Origin of the sequence: Kribbella sp. ALI-6-A, from assembly GCF_001984195.1 — a bacterium.
Taxonomy (GTDB): domain Bacteria; phylum Actinomycetota; class Actinomycetes; order Propionibacteriales; family Kribbellaceae; genus Kribbella.
In genome coordinates, this window is record NZ_MTQN01000005.1 from 1 (window position 1) to 17,977 (window position 17,977).

18 protein-coding genes and 1 pseudogene are annotated in these 17,977 nt (G+C 69.6%); 7 read left to right on the forward strand and 12 right to left on the reverse strand.

Annotation, left to right across the window (positions count from 1 at the left end; translation table 11 throughout):
- A pseudogene (locus BWI15_RS01390) lies at positions 1–510 on the reverse strand (hypothetical protein); the annotation flags it as partial.
- Positions 511–736: 226 nt separating this feature from the next.
- On the opposite strand from BWI15_RS01390, the gene BWI15_RS39975 reads away from it, so the two are divergent.
- The 3 genes from BWI15_RS39975 (at position 737) to BWI15_RS01400 (ending at position 2,644) form a co-directional block, all read left to right on the forward strand.
- Positions 737–949 (forward strand): hypothetical protein, encoded by a 213-nt coding sequence (locus tag BWI15_RS39975; RefSeq protein ID WP_237771079.1) that lies wholly within the window; start codon positions 737–739, stop codon positions 947–949.
- Between the two features lie 51 nt (positions 950–1,000).
- A complete protein-coding gene (locus BWI15_RS39980) occupies positions 1,001–1,414 on the forward strand; it encodes a zinc metalloprotease (RefSeq protein WP_237771080.1) in 414 nt (137 codons plus the stop codon).
- A gap of 87 nt (positions 1,415–1,501) precedes the next feature.
- Positions 1,502–2,644: a D-alanyl-D-alanine carboxypeptidase family protein gene (locus tag BWI15_RS01400; protein ID WP_077012420.1), complete on the forward strand. Its 1,143-nt coding sequence runs from the start codon at positions 1,502–1,504 to the stop codon at positions 2,642–2,644.
- A gap of 142 nt (positions 2,645–2,786) precedes the next feature.
- Here BWI15_RS01400 and BWI15_RS01405 read toward each other — a convergent pair whose 3' ends face one another.
- Together BWI15_RS01405 and BWI15_RS01410 are read right to left on the reverse strand one after the other, a co-directional pair.
- A complete protein-coding gene (locus BWI15_RS01405) occupies positions 2,787–3,908 on the reverse strand; it encodes a YihY/virulence factor BrkB family protein (protein WP_077012421.1) in 1,122 nt (373 codons plus the stop codon).
- A gap of 64 nt (positions 3,909–3,972) precedes the next feature.
- Positions 3,973–4,485: a 2'-5' RNA ligase family protein gene (locus BWI15_RS01410; protein ID WP_077012422.1), complete on the reverse strand. Its 513-nt coding sequence runs from the start codon at positions 4,483–4,485 to the stop codon at positions 3,973–3,975.
- Positions 4,486–4,763: 278 nt separating this feature from the next.
- Here BWI15_RS01410 and BWI15_RS01415 point away from each other — a divergent pair, with 278 nt between their 5' ends.
- Positions 4,764–5,315 carry an alpha/beta hydrolase gene (locus BWI15_RS01415; protein ID WP_077012423.1) on the forward strand — a complete coding sequence of 184 codons (552 nt, stop codon included), beginning with the start codon at positions 4,764–4,766 and terminating at the stop codon, positions 5,313–5,315.
- On the opposite strand, the gene BWI15_RS01420 is transcribed toward BWI15_RS01415, so the two are convergent.
- From BWI15_RS01420 to BWI15_RS01445, 6 genes are read right to left on the reverse strand one after another with little or no spacing between them, the layout of a single operon-like run.
- Positions 5,312–6,343: an iron-siderophore ABC transporter substrate-binding protein gene (locus BWI15_RS01420; protein WP_077012424.1), complete on the reverse strand. Its 1,032-nt coding sequence runs from the start codon at positions 6,341–6,343 to the stop codon at positions 5,312–5,314. The two genes, BWI15_RS01415 and BWI15_RS01420, sit on opposite strands and share 4 nt — an antisense overlap.
- 56 nt (positions 6,344–6,399) lie before the next feature.
- Positions 6,400–7,749, reverse strand: coding sequence for an N-acetylglucosamine/diacetylchitobiose ABC transporter substrate-binding protein (gene ngcE, locus BWI15_RS01425; protein WP_077012425.1), 1,350 nt, complete (start codon positions 7,747–7,749; stop codon positions 6,400–6,402).
- 29 nt (positions 7,750–7,778) lie between these two features.
- Complete coding sequence (locus BWI15_RS01430; RefSeq protein WP_077012426.1) at positions 7,779–8,675, reverse strand: carbohydrate ABC transporter permease; 897 nt, start codon at positions 8,673–8,675, stop codon at positions 7,779–7,781.
- A gap of 10 nt (positions 8,676–8,685) precedes the next feature.
- The gene (locus BWI15_RS01435; protein WP_077012427.1) at positions 8,686–9,597 is read right to left on the reverse strand and encodes a carbohydrate ABC transporter permease; all 912 of its coding nucleotides are present in this window, start codon (positions 9,595–9,597) and stop codon (positions 8,686–8,688) included.
- Positions 9,598–9,634: 37 nt separating this feature from the next.
- Positions 9,635–11,056, reverse strand: a complete 1,422-nt coding sequence (ngcE, locus tag BWI15_RS01440) for an N-acetylglucosamine/diacetylchitobiose ABC transporter substrate-binding protein (RefSeq protein ID WP_077012428.1) — start codon at positions 11,054–11,056, stop codon at positions 9,635–9,637.
- Positions 11,057–11,078: 22 nt separating this feature from the next.
- Complete coding sequence (locus BWI15_RS01445) at positions 11,079–11,888, reverse strand: sugar isomerase domain-containing protein (RefSeq protein WP_077012429.1); 810 nt, start codon at positions 11,886–11,888, stop codon at positions 11,079–11,081.
- A gap of 209 nt (positions 11,889–12,097) precedes the next feature.
- Here BWI15_RS01445 and BWI15_RS01450 point away from each other — a divergent pair, with 209 nt between their 5' ends.
- Both BWI15_RS01450 and BWI15_RS01455 read left to right on the forward strand, forming a co-directional pair.
- Complete coding sequence (locus BWI15_RS01450) at positions 12,098–13,144, forward strand: N-acetylglucosamine kinase (protein ID WP_077012430.1); 1,047 nt, start codon at positions 12,098–12,100, stop codon at positions 13,142–13,144.
- A gap of 30 nt (positions 13,145–13,174) precedes the next feature.
- Positions 13,175–13,735 carry an RDD family protein gene (locus BWI15_RS01455; RefSeq protein WP_077012431.1) on the forward strand — a complete coding sequence of 187 codons (561 nt, stop codon included), beginning with the start codon at positions 13,175–13,177 and terminating at the stop codon, positions 13,733–13,735.
- Here the strand turns inward: BWI15_RS01455 and BWI15_RS01460 are convergent.
- Both BWI15_RS01460 and BWI15_RS01465 read right to left on the reverse strand, forming a co-directional pair.
- On the reverse strand, positions 13,628–14,275 hold the full coding sequence (locus BWI15_RS01460; protein WP_077012432.1) for a response regulator: 648 nt from the start codon (positions 14,273–14,275) through the stop codon (positions 13,628–13,630). The genes BWI15_RS01455 and BWI15_RS01460 overlap by 108 nt on opposite strands.
- Positions 14,276–14,286: 11 nt before the next feature.
- A complete protein-coding gene (locus tag BWI15_RS01465; protein ID WP_077012433.1) occupies positions 14,287–15,510 on the reverse strand; it encodes a sensor histidine kinase in 1,224 nt (407 codons plus the stop codon).
- A gap of 173 nt (positions 15,511–15,683) precedes the next feature.
- On the opposite strand from BWI15_RS01465, the gene BWI15_RS01470 reads away from it, so the two are divergent.
- Positions 15,684–17,429 carry an alpha/beta fold hydrolase gene (locus BWI15_RS01470; RefSeq protein WP_077012434.1) on the forward strand — a complete coding sequence of 582 codons (1,746 nt, stop codon included), beginning with the start codon at positions 15,684–15,686 and terminating at the stop codon, positions 17,427–17,429.
- A gap of 46 nt (positions 17,430–17,475) precedes the next feature.
- On the opposite strand, the gene BWI15_RS01475 is transcribed toward BWI15_RS01470, so the two are convergent.
- Positions 17,476–17,859, reverse strand: coding sequence for a YciI family protein (locus BWI15_RS01475; protein ID WP_077012435.1), 384 nt, complete (start codon positions 17,857–17,859; stop codon positions 17,476–17,478).
- Positions 17,860–17,977 lie beyond the last annotated feature (118 nt).

Genomic DNA, 17,977 nt, shown 5'->3' on the forward strand with positions numbered 1-17,977 from the left:
TTCGGCCGGCGACAGTAGTTGAGCGGCGCGGACCATTGCGCGTTCGGCGACTTGGAGGTCGGCGACCGGGACCATCGCGGTGGTGGGGATTCGTTCCAGAGCGGTGACGATCGCCTCCGCCTGGCCGGGATGCAGCACTAGGTGCCTGGCAACAGCAGAGCCTGGGGTCACGGCCTCGGGCGTGAGGGAGGCATCGGCGGGGTCCGCCGGATCAGTGGTGCTCGGTGCGGTTACCTGGAGGGCCGCCTCGACCTCGGGGTACTTCGGCAATGCGGTGGCCAGGCGGAGGTCGCGGCGGACCTCGGTGGGATCCAGGCGGTGCCGTAGCGCGATGAGCTGGACGGTGTCTCGGGCACCCACATCGGCGGCGTGACCGTTGGCGTCCAGGGCAGCCAGGAGCTGCAGGCGGTAGGTCTGCAGGTGGGCGATCTGGGCTTGGACAGCGTCGAGCGCCGACAGCATCTCGCTGCCGCTCATCGACCAGATCGGTCGCTCGTCGCAAAGGCCCATGGAGAACAGTCTCCAGGAGAGCACCGACAGTTCCGGGCCGGAAAGCGCTTATCTATAAGAGAAATCGGGTCGATGTCCGGAAGCGGTCAGCTGGCCTTGGTTCGTGTTTCGCCAGCTCGTCCGGCGCAGTACTGCCGTGGCACTGGTGGGTCTTGGTGACGCCCGGAACCGTGCTGAAAAACATTCGGCCGCACCGCCCAAGCGGCCCGTTCTGGAGGAGCGCGGTATGCGATCTTTCGTCGAGCGTCCCCGCGCGTTCGCCGTACTGGTGGCTGGTACGGCGCTCGCGTTCAGTCCGCTCGGTGTCAGGCCAGCGCGAAGTTGCCGGGTCGCGGCCAAGCGGGCGCGTGGGCTGGCTCCGGCGCCCGGCACGCTGGCCGCGGCGAGTGTGCCGGTCTACATCCACGTCATGCGCAGCAGCACGGTGCCGGTGACGTGACGGCCACGCAGATCAGCCAGCAGATCGCCGAGCTGAACCAGAACCTCGCCGGTGGCGAGTCCAGTGCGGCGGCGAACACCGGGTCACCTCGGCATCGCCACGTTCCCCTGGGACTGTGCGAGCAACCCGAGCATCGACGGGATCCGGGTGCAGTACAGCTCGCTGCCCGGCGGCTCGTCGACGAACTTCAACCTCGGCAAGACCGCGACCCACGAGGCCGGGCACTGGTTCGGGCTGTACCACACCTTCCAGGGCGGCTGCACGAGCACGAACGACTCCGTCGCCGACACTCCCGCTCAGGGCAGCGCGAGCAGCGGCTGCCCGACCGGCCGGGACTCCTGCTCGCTGCCCGGCCTGGACCCGATCCACAACTACATGGACTACTCCTACGACTCCTGCTACAACCAGTTCACGCCGGGCCAGAGCACCCGGATCAGCAACCTGTGGACGGCGTACCGGGCCTGACGAAATCCAGTCCCCGGGCTGGCAGGGAGTGGCCGCGGCCGGAAGTGCGCGTGACTCCGGGACCGAGTTGTGTCTAGAGTGCCGCCGATGCGTGTGCTCCTGACGGCGTGCGCGACCACCGTGATGCTGGTGGCCGGGCCGCTCACAGCGACCGCCGCCGATCTGGACTCGCGGAGTCCGGTCGGCGGTGTCCGCATGACCGCGGACTCGACGGTCGTCGCCGCCGGGGCGACACCGCCGGCGGTGCAGGCCGCCGCCTTCGTCGTCGCGGACATCGACACCGGCACGGTGCTGGCCGCCAAGGCTCCGCACGCGAAGCTGCGGCCGGCGAGCACGTTGAAGACGCTCACCGCGCTGGTCCTGCTGCCGCGGCTGAACAAGAAGGACATCGTCGTCGGGTCGGACCGGGACGCCGGCATCATCGGCAGCAAGGTCGGCGTGTACCCGGGCCTGCGGTACTCGGTGGACCTGCTGTTCCAGGGCATGTTCCTGGCCTCGGGCAACGACGCCGTGCACGCCCTGGCCGAGCACGACCAGGGCGGCATCCCCGCGACCATCGACCGGATGAACAAGTTGGCCGCGGAGATCGGCGCGCTCGACACGCACGTGACGGATCCGACCGGGCTCGACGCGGACGGGCAGGTGTCCAGCGCGTACGACCTGGCGCTGTTCGCGCGGGCGGGGCTGGCCCGGCCGGACTTCGCGAAGTACGCGGCGACGAAGTACACGAACTTCCCGCTCGCGAAGGCGGGCACGTACCAGGTCGCGAACCAGAACAAACTGCTGTTCAACTACGACGGCGCGCTCGGGATCAAGACCGGCTACACGACCTTGGCCCGCAACACGTTCATCGGCGCCGCGCGCCGCAACGGCCACACGCTGGTCGTCACGCTGATGAATTCCCCCCACGGCATCACCGAGGACGCCACCAAGCTGCTCGACTGGTCCTTCCGCAACTACACGGCGCTCACCCCGGTCGGCACCCTGGTCAAACCGGCCGTGACCAAGACCGGGCCCAACGTGTCGAAGAAGTCAGCCGCCGGTACGCCGCTGCCGAAGCGCAGCCGCACCGTGCTGGCGCCCGGCCAGGCCGTCCAGTCCCTGGTCTTCCGGATCCCCGCCTGGGCGTACGCCGCGCCGCTGTTCCTGCTGCTGGCGCTGTTCCTGCGCCGCCCCAGAGCGCTGCGCGTGCACAGCCGCAAGAACAGCAGCCGGGCCAGACGCCACTGACGAGGCCCAACCGCCGGACGTCAACGGCGCAGCGAACGGGTCGCCCGGCTCAGCTGCACGGCGATGGCTGTCGCCGTCACGCTAGCGGCGCAGCGACCGCGCGGCTCGGCCCAGCTGCACGGCGATGGCTGTCGCCGTCACGCTAGCGGCGCAGCGACCGCGCGGCTCGGCCCAACTGGACCGTGATGGCCGTCGCGGTGACGCCGAGCAGCGCGCCCGCGGCCACGGCGACCGTGTCGGCCTTCCGCGCCGGGATCGGCACGACCTTGAACTTCTTACCGGGCGGACCGGGCAGCAGACCGTTCTCGTCGGGCTCGGGGTTGGTCGAGCCGTTGCTCCGGCGGCGGTACACCGGCTGCTCGGTCTCGAACGGCATCGCGGCCCGCGCGGCTTCCTCGGCCTCGCCGGTGTGCCAGCGGTAGTCGAGCGTGGCTTCCTTGGTCCAGGCCGCGATCAGCATGATCACCCGGGTCATCAGGTAGATCCAGACCAGCAACGCCAGCGGCAGCGCCAGTGCGCCGTACGCCGCGTTGCTGCCGATCACGTTGTTGACGTACACGCTGCCGAGCTGCTGGGCGGCGTAGAAGACGATGCCTCCGGCCAGCGCCGCGATCAGCGCGACCTTGCGGGGCAGGATGATCCGCGGCATCGCGGTCTGCAGGTACAGGAACAGCACCGCGCCGGCCGCGATGCCGACCACGACGCCGATCGCGTCCAGGCCCCAGTTCGCCAGCCAGGTGCCGTCCAGGTCGACCCAGCCGACGATGTTCTCCGACAGGCTGGTCAGCAACGAGGAGGCGGCGGTGGCCAGGACGCCGATCAGGCCGAGGCCGATCAGCGCGCCCAGGTCGATCAGCTTCAGCTTCACCGCGTTGCCTGGCTGATCGTCCAGCTCGTGCATCGACCGGATCGAGGCGCGCAACGAGTCGATCCAGCCCAGGCCGGTGAGCAGCAGCGAGACCGCGGAAATCAGTCCGATGGTGCCGGCGTTCGCGATCAGCGCGTCGATGTCGATCTTGTCGCCGATGCCGGGCAGGTTCGTCGCGAGCGCCTTTTTCATCACGTCGATCGCCGACGGCGGCAGCAACGCGCCGACGACGGCCGCGGCCAGCACGATCAGCGGGAACATCGACAGGAAGCCGAAAAAGCTCGTTGCCCCGGCCAACCGGTTGCCGCGCCGGTCGCCGTACCGTTTCCAGGCTCGCCACAGCTGCGTGCGGCTGAACCGCGCCCAGATCGCCTTGCCCCGTTCCTTCACGCCCATGGCTCTCCTGTACCCCGACCGCGAGCTCGTAGCGCCCGCCCGAGGCATCAGCCTGGCAGGTGGATCAGCCCTTCAGCGGGAAGGCGCGCTGCGGACGCCAGACACCGTCGGCGCCGTGCTCGTACCGGCTGAACGCGGAGACGTCGAAGGAGCAGTCGTAGTCCGCGAGCGTGTCGTAGGCGCGGTCCAGGGACTCCTTGTCGAGGTCGTGCGCCACCGTGACGTGCGGGTGGTAGGGGAACCGCAGCTGGACGTCCAGCGGACCGGAGCGGACCTGTGACTGCAGCACCTCACACGACGAGATGCCCTCGGCCAGCGTGACGAACACCACCGGCGAGATCGGCCGGAACGTCGCGGTGCCGCGCAGGCGGATCCGGAAGCTCGGGAACCGCGCGGCCAGCTCGAGCAGGTGCTCGTCGATCCGCGGCAGGTCCTCGTCGGCCACCTCGGTCGGCGGCAGCAGCGTCACGTGCGTCGGGATCGAGGAGGCCATCGGGTCGCCGAAGTCGGCCCGGTACTTCTGCAGCTCCGAGCCGTAGGGTTCGGCGATCGGAATCGCGACACCGATCGTCGCCATCCGCGCCTACCGTCCCGGCGCCGGGACGGTCCGGTACGCCGGGGCACCGGGCAGGCGAACCTGCGGGAACGACCCGGCCGGGCACCCCGAGGGGCCACCTGCCGGCACACGGGTGAGGTCGAGGACGGCTGCTGACATACCCCGATTCTGCCAGCGACCCCGACCGGTTCCGCACCCGGGACGGTGTCGGATTGCTCATAGGAACAAAACTATGACCCCGTGGAGCCTGGCCGGGAGCAGGCCGGTCCGGAGCCCTGCGGCGTCGTAGGGTCGCGGGTATGACTTCTCGGCACGCTGTGATCGTCCCTGGTGGGGAGTACGGGCCGCAGGCTCCGTTGCTGATGTTCGCGGGCCAAGCCGCTGAGCGGCGAGGAGCAGCCGTACGGCCGGTGGACTGGCAGCGGCGGGAGGACGCCGTGGCGTTGTCCGAGGCGGAGCTCGAGGCCTGGGTGATCGGACAGGTGTCGCCGCATCTCCCGGTGGGAGTGGCAGGGTCGGGACTGTTGTTCGTGGGGAAGTCGCTGGGCACCCACGCGGCGGCGCTGGCGGCCGAGCGGGGACATCCGGCGGTGTGGCTGACGCCGTTGCTGCAGTACCGGCAGGTCGTCGAGGCGCTGGAGCGATCCCGCGCGCCGTTCCTGCTAGTGGGCGGGACCGAAGACCGGCTGTGGGACGGCGACGTCGCGCGGCGGTTGACGCCGCACGTGCTGGAGGTGGAGGGAGCCGACCACGGGATGTTCGTCCCGGGCCGGCTCGCCGCGTCCGCCGCGGTGCTGGGTCAGGTCGCTACCGCTGTCGAGAACTTTCTCGACGAGGTCGTCTGGGTCTAGGCCGTGGTGGCGGGGTCGCCGTCGACGGCGGCCTTCAGCTTCGGGACCAGCTGGTCCAGCACGATCGGCAGGCTGAGCACCGAGACGAAGCTGGTGGCGCCGTACAGCGGGTCGTCGTAGTTCTCCTCGACGAAGACGTCGCGGCCCTGGGTGCGCACCGGCAGGTTCTTGTAGAGCGGATCGTTCTGAAGCTTGCTGGTGCCGCCCTTGGTGGGGAACCAGACCAGCGCCTGCTGGTCGAGCAGCTTGATCCGCTCCGCGCTGATGTTGGCGCCGAACTTGTCGCCGATCTGGGCGTCCAGGCCGCTGGGCAGGCTGAAGCCCAGATCGGTCAGCAGCCGCGAGCGCGGGTCCTGGCTGCCGTAGACGAAGTAGCCCTCGTACGGCGTCGCCATCAGCGCCGGCTTGCCCTGGAACTCCGGGTGCTCGGCGCGGACCGTGGCGAACCGCTGCTCGATGCCCTTCACCAGCTCGTCGGCCTGCTTCGGCTTGCCGACCGCCTGGCCGACCGTGCGGGCGACCTCCTGCCAGCTCACCCCGTAGTCCGGTACGCCGGCCGGCTGCGCCACGGTCGGCGCGATCGCGCTGAGCTTCTGGTAGTCGGCGGCCGTGATGCCGGAGTACAGCCCCACGATCAGGTCCGGCCGCAGCGCGGCGATCTGCTCGAACTGGATCCCGTCCTTGTCCTTCAGCACCGTCGGCAGCGCCCGGTCGCCGAGCTTGTCCTTGGCCCACGGGAACAGCGCGCCGGGCTTCTCCCCGAACCACTCGGTCGTGCCCACCGGTACGACGTCCAGCGCGAGCAGCGCGTCCTGCTCGACCAGGCCGACCGAGACGACGCGCTGCGGCGCCTGCTTGATCTCGGCGGTGCCGAACTTGTTCTCGATCGACACCGGGAACGCCCCGGTCTCGGAGCCGGCCGATCCGCCACCGGCGGCGGGTTCGGTGGAGTCGCCGGAGCCGCAGGCGGTGAGGGCGAACAACGGGACGGCGACCGCCAGTGCGAGCGGCCGGAGGAGGGAGCGCATCGGGACCTCACAGGGAAGGGCAGAGAACTTAGGTTGCCCTTACCTTACGAGGCGGCTCAGTCGCGGTGGTACTTGGTGACCTTCTCGTCCTGCTTGACCCGGTCGGCCGCCGCCTGGATCCGCGCGGTCCACTCGTCCGCCCGGAACGCTCCGGCCAGGAACTGCCCGGTCAGCTGCCCGGCTGCCTTGCCCAGCTCCGGGTACCAGTCCGCGAAGTACCACCCGATCGCCTGGTCCCCCGCCGCGGTCAGCAGGTCCCGCGCCGACCGGAGCGCCGTACCGAGCTCCTGTCCGTCAGCAGCCCCTCGTACGACGGTCAGCCGGTTCGTCTGTCTGGTCACCTGCCCGGCGACCTCCTTGGACAGCATCGCCCGCAGGTACTCGACTCCGCCCGGCTCGTTCGGCCCCTTGGCCGGCACCAGCAGCGGCGCGGTCGGCGTCACGTGCACCCCGCGCGGCAACGCCGGCGACCCGTCCAGCGGCGGCAGCCCGAACATCGTCAGCCCGAAGCCGTCCGGGATCACCGGCTTCATCTCGTTCTCCAGCCAGTTCCCGCACGGCAGCAGCCCGGCCTTGGACTGGATCAGCCGGGTCTGCGAGCCGGTGTGGTCGAGCTCGGCGCTGCCGGTCGCGATCAGCCCGCGCCGCGCCAGTTCCCCGAACGCCGTGATCGCCCGGGTGACGCTCGGGTCCTTCCAGGCGCCGTCCTCGAGATTGTCGATCCGCTTGGCGACGTCGTGCCCGCCGGTTTTCACCGCGAGCGTCATCACCGCCTCGAAGACGTAGTACGGATGCACTCCGGCGTACGTGAACGGGCCGAGGCCGGCCGCCTTCATCTCCGCGCCCAGCGCGAGCAGCTCGGGCCAGGTCCGGGGCACGTCCCAGTCGCGCTGCTGGAAGAGCCGGGCGGAGTACCAGAGGCCGTAGACGTCGACCAGGTAGTTCAGCGAGCGCAGCGTGCCGTCGTACCGGCCGGAGTCGAGCAGGCCGGGCAGGACGACGTCCTTGACGGGTGCGTCCTTGTTCTCCCAGGAGGGGGCGTTGAGCAACGGCCCGAGATCGGTCAGGTGCCCGTCGGCGACCAGCCGGCTCACGGTGAGCGCCTTGGCGCCGGTGTTCAGTACGACGTCCGGCGGGCTGCCCGCGGCGAACCGCGACTGCAGCAGATCGCGCAGTTGCTTCGTCGGCGTCACGGTGACCGCCGCCTGCGCGTGCTTGGCCCGGTACTGCGGGGCGCCGAAGCCGCCGAACTCCTCGGAGACGACGACTTCCAGCGGCCGGTCCGCGACGACGCCGAACGGGTTGTCCTTGGTCCGCGCCGGGCCTGCGGGTTTTTCGTCGTCGGAACAACCGGCAAGCAGGGCGCTCGCCAGAGCGCCCTGCAGAACCGTACGCCGCTTCAGCACGCCCGCAGGCTAGCTGATCGAGGCGGTCGTCACTTCAGCGTCGCGCCGGTCAGGCCCGCCTGGACCTGGCGGTAGAAGATCAGGTAGACGACAACCACCGGCACCATCGCGATGGTCAGCGCCGCGAACAGCGTGCCCCAGTCGTTCTCGTACCGCTGACTGCCGAGCAGTGTCGCGATGCCCTGCGACAGCACCGGCTTCTCCGGGGACAGGAACGACGGCAGCACGAACTGGTTCCACTGGCCGAGCACGTTGAAGATGCCGACGCTGATCAGGCCGGGCTTGGCCATCGGCAGCATCACCCGGAAGAACGTGGTCGCGTGCCCGGCGCCGTCGACCAGCGCGGCCTCGGCGATCGAGGTCGGCAGGGTCCGGAAGAACGCGTGCATGAAAAACACCGTGAACGGCAGCGAGTAGGCGATGTAGACCAGGATCAGGCCCTGGTACGTCGACACCATGCCGAAGCCCTTGACCACGAAGAACAGCGGCACGATCGCCAGGAAGGTCGGGAACATCATCCCGGCCGCGAACAGGTAGTAGATGAACCGGTTGCCCGGGAACTCGTAGCGGGCCAGCACGTAGGCCACCATCGAGCCGAACAGCATGGTGCCGAACACGCCGCCGACGACCACCACACCACTGTTCAGCAGGTAGTCGCCGACGCCCTTGTCCCAGGCCTTGGAGAAGTTGCTGAACAGCAGCTCCTTGGGCAACGCCCACGGGTTGTCACCGAAGATCTCGCCGGTGCTCTTCAGCGACGCGATCAGCGACCAGACGAACGGTACGACGACCAGGATGCTCCAGGCGATCAGCACCGTGTGCGAGAAGACGTTGACCGGGCTGAACGACCGGTCGCTCGACCCGGCCGGCGTGATCTTCGGGGCCGGCTCGGAGCGGGTGCCCTCGACATCGATCTGCAAAGTCATCTCAGGCCCCTCAGTATTCGATCCGGTCGCGGCGGGTGGCCCGCAGCATCACGGCGGCGATCAGCAGCGTCAGGAAGAACAGCACGACACCCATCGCCGAGGCGTAGCCGGCCCGGCCGTACTGGAACCCGTTGTCGGCGATCTGCAGACCCATCACCTGGGTGGAGTTGTCCGGTCCACCCGGCCCGGCCGTCATCACCGCGACCAGGGCGTAGGCGTCCAGCGCCAGGATGGCCAGGTAGACCCAGGCCGTCTGGATGGTGTCCCACAGCAACGGCAGGGTGATCCGGGAGAAGGTCGCGAACCGGCCGGCGCCGTCGATGATCGCGGCCTCGAAGATGTCCTTCGGAATGCCGGACATCGCCGCGTTGAACAGCACCAGGTAGAACCCGACGCTGCCCCAGATCAGCACCCACATCACGCAGTACAGCGCGATCTTGGGACTGGCCAGGTACTGCGAGGTGCCCAGCCCCAGCTTGTTCGTGACGCTGTTCAGCAGGCCGGTGTCGGTCGAGGTCATCACCACCGACCAGATCACCGCGATGACCGGGACCGACAGCACCTGGGGCAGGAAGAAGGCCAGCTTGTAGAAGCCGTTCCCCCGCACCCCCTGCACCCCCGCGCTGTTCGCCTTCCCGCCGACGTTCAGCAGGTAGGCGAAGACCAGCGCGAGGAAGATGGTGAACAGCGGCACGCCGATCAGCAGGATCACGTTGTGCCCGAGCGCCTGGCGGAACACCGCGTCGCGCGCCAGGGTCTGGAAGTTCTCCAGTCCGACGAACTCGAACTTCGGTGAAATGCCGGTCCAGTCGGTCAGCGAGTAGTAGAACGCCTGGACGAACGGTGAGATCACGAAGATCGCATACAACGCCAGTGGCAACGCGAGGAAGCTCGCGACGAAACGATAACTGCCGTGCCGCATCTCTCTCCTTCAGAGCAGGGGGCGGAGGGAACTCGGCTCAGCTGCGAGTCTGCTTCTTGGTCTTGGGGTCCTTGGCGGTGTCGTCGGCGACCTTCTGCGCGCGGTTGCAGAACTCGTCGGCGGTGACCCGGGCGGCCGCCAGCTCGCCATACACGTTACGGATCGGCTTGTCCATCGTCGAGTACCAGGTGGCGAAGTAGGTCACCCAGTTGTTCGTGCCGCCGCTGGTGAGCAGCGCGCTGGCCGAGGCCGCACCGGGGCTGAGCTTCTTGCCCTCGGCCGCGCCCTTGACCACCGTCGGCGACCCGGTCATCTCGGTGAACTTGCCCGCGGCCTCCTTCGACAGCATGATCCGCAGGTACTCCAGACCGCCGGCGCGGTTCTTGGCCTTGCTCGGCACGATGAAGTTCTCACCGGCGCTGATCTCGGTGCAGTCGACCGGCAGCTTCGCGCCGTCCAGCAGCGGGGTGAAGGTCGCGGTGGTCTCGAAGTCCTTCGGCGCCACCGGCTTCTGCTCGTTCTCCAGCCACGAACCGCTGGGGATGAAGGCCGCCTTGCCCTGGTTCCAGGCCGTCTGGGACTGGATGTGGTCCAGGCCCTCGGTGCCCTGCATCATGTAGCCCTTGCCCTTGAGCTCGAGCAGCGCCTCGGCGGCGAGCTTGATCGAGGGGTGCTTCCAGGCGTTCGGCTCGAGCGAGTCGATCGCCTTGATGACTTCCTGGCCACCGTGCTTGACGGCCATGTCCAGCAGGATCTGGCCGATGTAGTACGGGTGCTTGCCCTGGTGGGCCAGCGGCGCGATGCCGGCCTTCTTGATCTCCTCGCACAGCGCGAGGAACTCGGTCCAGGTCTTGGCCGGCTGCCAGCCCTTCTCGGCGAACAGCTTCTTGTTGTACCAGAGCGCATACACGGTCAGGACGTAGTCCAGGACCAGCGGCTTGCCCTCGAGCATCGCGGCCTCGAGCGTGATCGGCTCGACGGTGTCGCGGACCTTCTTGTTCGGGTCGTCGATCGACGGCGCGTCGAACAGCTCGGTCAGGTCGGCCAGCTGGCCGGTGCTGGCCAGCGTCGACATCGGCAGCAGCGAGGCGCCGGAGTTGTCGATCACGTCCGGCGGGTTGCCGCCGTTGAAGCGCGGCTGCAGCTGCGGGGTGATGTCGGTGATACCGGCGTGCTTGATCTCCGCGGCCGGGAACTTCTTCTTGTACAGCTCCTCGTGCGCCTTGGCGTAGTCGTCGCCGTAGCCGCCCTTGAAGATCACGACGTCCAGCGGGTCGGCCTCTTTGACCCCGAACGGGTTCTCGTTCGTCTTTTCCGCGCCGCCGCCGCCGCTGCCCGCGTCGTCCTCGCTACCACCACTGGCGCAGGCCGCCAGCGTGCTGCCGCCGGCCGCCATCAGGGTGCCGACCGCCGCGCGCTGCAGGAACAGCCGCCGCGACAGGTTGTTGGGAGTGGTCATGGTCCCGCCTTCCGAGAGTGTTTCAGGCAGTACGACGGATCCGGCCGGCGTACTTTGCTTCCAGGGCGTGGTTGTGGTCGTCGCCGCCGGGAATGTTCGCGGACAGGTAGACCGGAGGTGTCTGGCCGGCTTCGCTGAACCGGCGCAGAACCTCTGCGACCAGCATCTGCGCGATCAGCGCGGCGGTGATGGACGACACGGCGCAGACTTTGCCGAATCCCGGCATGTCGAGCACCGAGTCGCCGTACGGCGCGTGGTTGTCGAGCACCACGTCGGCGAAGTCGATCAGCTTCTTGCCCGACGGGTGACGGGAGTCGACCCCGGCGGTGTGCTGCAGCGAGGTGATCGCGATCAGCGGGTGGCCGTGCTCCTTGACGACGCTCGCCAGTTCGACGATCGAGCCGTTGACGCCGGAGTTGGACGCGATCACGAACACGTCGTGCTCCTGCGCGGCGCTCAGCTCGTACAGCCGGCGCGAGATCGAGGGGTCGCGCTCGAGCTCTCCACTGCGCAGCAGTTCGACCGGCTCGCCGCCGATCAGCACCAGGTCGCGCAGCGCGAGCCGGTTGGTCGCGATCAGGCCGCCGGCGCGGCCGGCGATCTCCATCGCCAGCGCCTCGGAGTGTCCGGACCCGAAGGCCTGGATCACGCCGTTGTTGCGCAGCGAGGTGACGAACAGTTCGGCGGCGTCCTGGATCGGACCGTCGATCTGCTCGGTGACAGCGGCCAGGATGGGCGTCAGGGTGTGAACATACGACTGCGCACTGACGCCACCGGGGTTCGTTCCACTCCCCGCGTGCGCGCCCGTGCTGCCGTCCGTCGTACTGGCCATCACAGGGCCCACCCCTCGACTAATGTGTTCGCCGCGACACTCCTGGTGCCGACAAGTGCGCAAGTTTGCGGTTTGCTGGACAGAACTTTTCTCACCTGGCAGCTAAAGTCAAGGCTCATTCCACTCTTCCCTCCAGATCGGGACCGTTGCGTGACCTTGCACGTTATTGTCCATTTACGGCTCTGATTGAGCAGTTTGGAGCACCGCCTATGTCCCTCGATCGCGCCCTCGCGGAACCACAGGACGCAGTGGTCCTGCGACCTGACACCACACTGGTCCTGGGCGGCGACCTCGGCGGGACCTCCACCCGGATCGTGATCGCGGACATGGAAGGCAAGGTAGTCGGTCGCGGGGCGGCCGCGGGCGGAAATCCGACCAGCCACCCCGCGAGTGCCGCGGCGAACTTCGGGCAGGCCGTCCGGCAAGCGCTCACCGGACTGGATCCGGCCGCGGTCAGGTCCGCCGTGATCGGCGCGGCCGGCGGGTCGGCGCTGACCAAACCCGAGGTCGCGGCCCAGTTCGACGCCGCCTGGTCGGGTGCCGGACTGATTTGCAAGCCCGGCTACATCGGCGACCTGGAGGTCGCCTTCGCCTCCGGTACGCCGGAGGCGGACGGCGCCGTGCTGATCGCGGGCACCGGGAGCGCGGCCGGCCTGGTCCGCGATCACCGGCTGGTCCGGACCGCCGACGGGCACGGCTGGCTGCTCGGCGACGACGGCTCGGGCTTCTGGCTGGGCCGCGAAGCGATGCGCAGTGTGTTGCGCGCACTCGACCTGGGCGAGCCGATCGGTGGCCTCGGCGAGGCCGTCGTCCAGGCCGTGCTGCCCGATCGCCAGGAAGGTCTTGTCGCCGAGCGTGAGGGCTACGACCGGCTGCGTGACGACCTGATTCGCACCGTGAACTCACGTCCGCCGGTCCTGCTGGCCGAACTGGCCCGGACGGTGGTGGCGGCCTACGACCGCGACGACGAGACGGCGCAGGCGCTGGTGAAACGCGCAGCCGAACTGCTCACAGAAACCGTCGGCCGGCTGCGGACAACGTCGGACAACGGTCCGCTGGTGCTCGCCGGGAGTGTCGCGGGCGAGTCGTCGCCGGTGGGCCGGTTGCTGCGGCAGAGCATCCGGGACCACTTCCACGGTGAGGTGCTGACCGCCCGGGACGGGGTCGGCGGCGCCACCTGGCTCGCGCTCGGCGCCCTCGACCCGGCCCTGGCCACCCGCGACAACCACGCCCGCCTGGTCGCGCCGCCGGTCTGAGCGCCACCTTCCGATGGAATGATGCCGGGCGTGACCGCACTCACCCGCGAGGCGACCCGGGTCGTCCCCCGACGCTGTGCGCAGTGGCTGCTCGACCTGCTGGCCGTGATGGTGGTGTCCGTGCTGGTCGCCGTCGCCACGCTGATCGTGGTCGTCAAGGCGGGCGGCCACGGCCGGTGGGTCCTGTACGTCGCCGTCGGCACCTACATCGGCTCGATCATCGTGCTCCAGGCGGTGAACGAGCTCCTGCTCCCCCGGCGTACCGGCGGCCGGACGCTCGGCATGGCGGCGCTCGGCCTGCGTGTCGTGACGATGGAAGGCACCCTGCCGAGCTGGAAGCAGTTCTTCGTCCGGTACCTGCTCTGGGTCGTGGACGGCCTGTTCTGGGGACTGGCCGGCCTCGTGGTGATGTGCAGTACGCCGTACCGGCAGCGGGTCGGGGACCTGGTGGCGCGAACCGTCGTGGTCCGGGCCCGGCGCGGGTCAGCCGACGAGGCGGTTCTCCCAGGCCCAGACGGCGAGCTCGGTGCGGTTGCGCAGTCCGAGCTTGCGCTGGGCGCTGGCCAGGTGCGACTTGACGGTCGAGAGTGACAGCGTCAGTTCCTCGGTGATCTCGCTGTTCATCCGGCCGCGCGCCACCGCGCGGACGACGTCGGCCTCCCGTTCGGTCAGTGGGTGGGCCGCAGCAGCCACCGGCGCGGCCGCCTGGGTGAACCGTTCGAGCAGCCGGGCGGTGACCGACGGCGAGACCATCGACTCCCCGTCGGCGGCGGCGCGGACCGCCTCGACCAGCAGCCGCGGCCCGGCGTCCTTGACCAGGAATCCGCACGCCCCGGCGCGTAGCGCGGCGTACACGTTCTCGTCGACGTCGTAGGTGGTCACGACGACCACCCGCAGCGGGTCGGCGACGCCGGGACCGGCCAGCAGCCTGGTCGCCTGCAGGCCGTCGATCAGCGGCATCCGGACGTCCATCAGGATGACGTCGGGACGCAGCTCGCGGGCCAGCCGGACGGCTTCCTCGCCGTCGGCGGCCTCGGCGATCACCTCGACGTCGGGCTCGGCGTCGAGGATCAGCCGGAAGCCGGTCCGGACCATCGCCTGGTCGTCGGCCAGCAGGACCCGTACGGGCACGCTCGTCTCCTTCACCGGAACAACTGCTCGGGGGCCGGGTCGACCGGCAGCGTGGCGTGCACCCGCCAGCGGCGGCCGTCGGTGGCACCGGACGACAACGTACCGCCCACGGCCTGCGCCCGTTCGGCCATGCCCACCAGCCCGTACCCGTCGCCGCGGACGGCATCCGCCGCCACGTCGTTGCCGACCTCGAGCTCCAGCGCGGCGGTGAACCCCTTGCGCCGAAGCCGCGCCGACACCGTGATCGGCGTCCCCGGTACGGCGTACCGGCGGGCGTTGGTGACCGCCTCCAGCACGATCCGGTGTGCCGCGACGACCAGGGCCCTGGGCAACGACAGCTGCCCGAGCTCGGCCGGTGCGGTCAGCTCGACCCGCGGATCGTTGCCGCAGGCCTCTTCGAGCTCGGTGAGCAGGGTCAGCTCGGCGAGCAGGCTCGGCTCGGTGCCGGCCGTCTCGCCGGCGTTCTCGGTCCGCAGCATGCCGACGAGGCGCCGCATCGCGCTCAGCGCCTCCCCACCAGCTCGCTCCATCTCGGTGTAGACACCGGCGTCCTCCTCGCGGCGCGCGGCGGCGACCCGAGCACCTTGGGCGAGCACGACGATGCCGGTGACGTGATGGGCGACGAAGTCGTGCAGTTCCCGTGCCAGCGCGAGCCGCTCGGACTCGCGCGCCTTGGCCAGCTGCGCGTCGTACCGGCTGTCGGCGTCGCGCAGGATCAGACCGGTCGCCACGCTGCCACCCCAGAGCAGTGCGGCGGGCACGGCCAGCAGAGCCCAGGACGAGTCGAACCCGAAGCGCAGGGGCGCGGCCACCGTCGTGGCGACGCCGACGAGCACCACCAGCGGTGCGACGGACCGCACCGGACGTTGGTGGCAGACAGCTCCGCACAGAAGAGCCAGTGCGAGCGCCTCCGTCAGCGCTGACTGCGCCTGCACCGGCGTACCGGCGAGTGCGGCCAGTCCGCTCCCTGCGCTGACCACCAGCGACGCTGCGGCGACCACCACGGTCAGCAGCTCGACCCGGCCGAAGCGGCGGCGCAGTACGGCGATGGCTGCGGCACCGATCCCGATCGCGGGTGTGATTCCCGACAGGGGAACGGCCAGCAGGCCGTCCGAGGGCGGCGACGGGTGCAGCAGGGTGATCGTCTGGTCGGCCGCTGTCAGCAGAGCGAGCGCGACGATCTCCGCCACCAGCGGCGCGCGACGGTGGCGCGAGGAGGGCCGCGAAGTCGTCATGGTCCCAGCATGCCAACCCGGCGGCTCCCGCACGTCGGCCCGACGGCTGGTCTTGGCCCCTGGCCAAAAGGACGAGGTGGGGCGAGTGATCCGGCCGTTCGGCCGTGCCGAGGCGGTGACCTGCGCACCTACGTTCGACGTACCGCTCCATTCATCGTGAGGAAAGGCCGAGTATGAAACGCCTTCGAGCAGGACTCGCCGTCGCGACGTCGATCTCGTTGCTCGCCGTAGTGATTCCGCAAATCTCCGCCAGTGCCACCGGACCGGATCTGTCCCGGTACACCGGGCAGAAGCTCGCCTGGGGTGCCTGCCCGTTCGAGGCCGAGGTGCCCACGCAGTGCGCGCAGCTGACGGTTCCCCGGGACTGGGCGCATCCCGAGGCCGGCAAGGACCTGAAGGTGTCGGTCAGCCGGGTGGCCGCGACCGGGCCCAAGGACAAGTACCAGGGCATCGTGCTGACCAACCCGGGTGGGCCGGGCGGTCAGGGCACCGGGCTGGCCGCCGACCTGGCCAAGCTGCAGCCCTCGCTGAACGCCCAGTACGACGTCCTCGGCATGGATCCGCGGGGAACCGGCCAGCAGGGTGCGAAGGGGCAGGCCGGGCTCGGCATCACCTGCCAGGTGCCGACCGGCCGGCTGCCCCAGGGACCGCTCGATGCCCGCGACCGGTCGCGGGCGAGCATCGCCGCGCACCAGCAGGTCCCGAAGGTGGTGGCCGAGGCCTGCCAGAGCGTGGCGGAGGCGCCGTACATCACCACCTGGCAGACCAGCCATGACATGGACCTGCTCCGGCAGTTGCTGGGGGCAACTAAACTGAACTACGTCGGCTACTCCTACGGCACCTGGCTGGGCGCCAAGTACGCCTCGTTGTTCCCGGACAACGCCGGCCGGATGGTGCTCGACTCGAGCGTCGACTTCCAGGGCCGGCTGCAGGCCGACTTCGAGGACTTCCCCCGGATGGGCCAGCGGCACGCCGAGGACGTTTATCTGCCCTGGCTGAATCGCACCCTGCCCGACGTGTTCGGCAGCACGCCGCAGCAGGCCGCGGCGGCGATCGAGGATGGCCGGGGCAAGGCGGTCAAGCTCGGGATCGACCCGGACTCCTACGACTCGCTGCTGATCGGCAACGGCAGCACGCTCAGCTGGGTGGTCGCCGCCCTGGTGCTGTCGATGGTGATCGAGGGCGACCAGGCCGGGACGCAGAAGCTGGCCGCGCTGCCGGCCGGGCTGCGGGCGCAAGCGGATGCGGTGTCGCGGCAACGATTCGGCGTACCGGTGGCGAATCTGACCACCGCCGCGGTGACGAAGGCGAACCTCGGCCAGGCCGAGCCGGACTACGAGCAGCTACCGATCACGCGGTTCGCCGTGGCCTGTGGCGACCAGCCGACGAAGTCGACGCGCTGGTACAAGACGTTGAGCGACCTGCAGGGCCCGAAGTACCCGTTGTTCGGCTGGCAGTATGGCCTCGGCGAGGTCTGCGGGCCGTGGTCGGACGAGCCCGAGCAGACGTTGCCCGAGCTGCCGAAGGCCGTCCGGGACAACATGCTGGTGGTGCAGGGCGAGTTCGACCCGCAGACGTCGTACGAGCAGGCGATGAACGGCGTGCGGAAGGCGCGTGGCGTCGATGTGCTCCGAGTGGACGACGCGGCCTTCCACGGGCAGTACGGAATGCAAGGCAATCCGTGCGTGGACGGTGTGGTCAACACCTATCTGCTGTACGGGTCGAAGAGCGACAACAGCCTGTGCCCGTCGGTGCCGTTGCCGGGTGAGACCAAGGTGTACCCGGTCCGCGGGCCGGTCGACCGGCACCTCGGTGACCACCGGTCCGCCCGGGCCGGCGCTCTGACCTCGGTCGACAACCAGCTGCGGCTCGAGCTGTCCGACCGGATCTCGGTCCTCAACCGCCCGCTCGGCCAGTAGCGGCGAAGCGGGAGCCGGCCCTCAGCGGCCGGCTCCCGCGCTGCCGTCAGTCGTCCACCGCGATCGGGCGCAGCTCGACGGCGAAGAACTGCGCCTCGGGGATGGACGCGGCGATGTCCTCGGCGCGTTCAGGCGTGGCGACGTCGACGACGAAGACACCGGCGAGCTGCTCCTTCGACTCCGAGTACGGGCCGTCCGTCGTGGCCCGGACGCCGTCGCGGACCCGCACGACCTTGGTCCGCGACGGCGCCTCGAGCGGTTCGGCCATCACCAGCTCGCCGCTCGCGGACAGCTCGGCGAGCAGCCCTTCCAGCTGGGCGGTCAGCGCCTTGCGCGCCTTCGCGGACAGCGCGCGGCCTTGCTCGGTGTGCAGGAACGAGGGATGACCCCAGGTGATCGGATTGCTGTGAATGAGCAGCATGTATTTCATGGCCGGTCCTTTCGGTGAACGGATCCTCGCAGCACAGGTCGGAGGCCGTGCACGGACCTCGACATTCCGGCCGAAATGCCGAGCTCGTCGAATCCTCGGCGCGCCGCCGCGGTTCCGC

What these genes read in the sequence shown, in the direction of transcription:
- BWI15_RS39975 (WP_237771079.1), top strand. Translation starts at nt 737, where the DNA reads ATGCGATCTTTCGTCGAGCGTCCCCGCGCGTTCGCCGTACTGGTGGCT.
- BWI15_RS01400 (WP_077012420.1), top strand. Translation starts at nt 1,502, where the DNA reads ATGCGTGTGCTCCTGACGGCGTGCGCGACCACCGTGATGCTGGTGGCC.
- BWI15_RS01405 (WP_077012421.1), bottom strand. Translation starts at nt 3,908, where the DNA reads ATGGGCGTGAAGGAACGGGGCAAGGCGATCTGGGCGCGGTTCAGCCGC.
- BWI15_RS01410 (WP_077012422.1), bottom strand. Translation starts at nt 4,485, where the DNA reads ATGGCGACGATCGGTGTCGCGATTCCGATCGCCGAACCCTACGGCTCG.
- BWI15_RS01415 (WP_077012423.1), top strand. Translation starts at nt 4,764, where the DNA reads ATGACTTCTCGGCACGCTGTGATCGTCCCTGGTGGGGAGTACGGGCCG.
- BWI15_RS01420 (WP_077012424.1), bottom strand. Translation starts at nt 6,343, where the DNA reads ATGCGCTCCCTCCTCCGGCCGCTCGCACTGGCGGTCGCCGTCCCGTTG.
- BWI15_RS01430 (WP_077012426.1), bottom strand. Translation starts at nt 8,675, where the DNA reads ATGACTTTGCAGATCGATGTCGAGGGCACCCGCTCCGAGCCGGCCCCG.
- BWI15_RS01435 (WP_077012427.1), bottom strand. Translation starts at nt 9,597, where the DNA reads ATGCGGCACGGCAGTTATCGTTTCGTCGCGAGCTTCCTCGCGTTGCCA.
- ngcE (WP_077012428.1), bottom strand. Translation starts at nt 11,056, where the DNA reads ATGACCACTCCCAACAACCTGTCGCGGCGGCTGTTCCTGCAGCGCGCG.
- BWI15_RS01445 (WP_077012429.1), bottom strand. Translation starts at nt 11,888, where the DNA reads ATGGCCAGTACGACGGACGGCAGCACGGGCGCGCACGCGGGGAGTGGA.
- BWI15_RS01450 (WP_077012430.1), top strand. Translation starts at nt 12,098, where the DNA reads ATGTCCCTCGATCGCGCCCTCGCGGAACCACAGGACGCAGTGGTCCTG.
- BWI15_RS01465 (WP_077012433.1), bottom strand. Translation starts at nt 15,510, where the DNA reads ATGACGACTTCGCGGCCCTCCTCGCGCCACCGTCGCGCGCCGCTGGTG.
- BWI15_RS01470 (WP_077012434.1), top strand. Translation starts at nt 15,684, where the DNA reads ATGAAACGCCTTCGAGCAGGACTCGCCGTCGCGACGTCGATCTCGTTG.
- BWI15_RS01475 (WP_077012435.1), bottom strand. Translation starts at nt 17,859, where the DNA reads ATGAAATACATGCTGCTCATTCACAGCAATCCGATCACCTGGGGTCAT.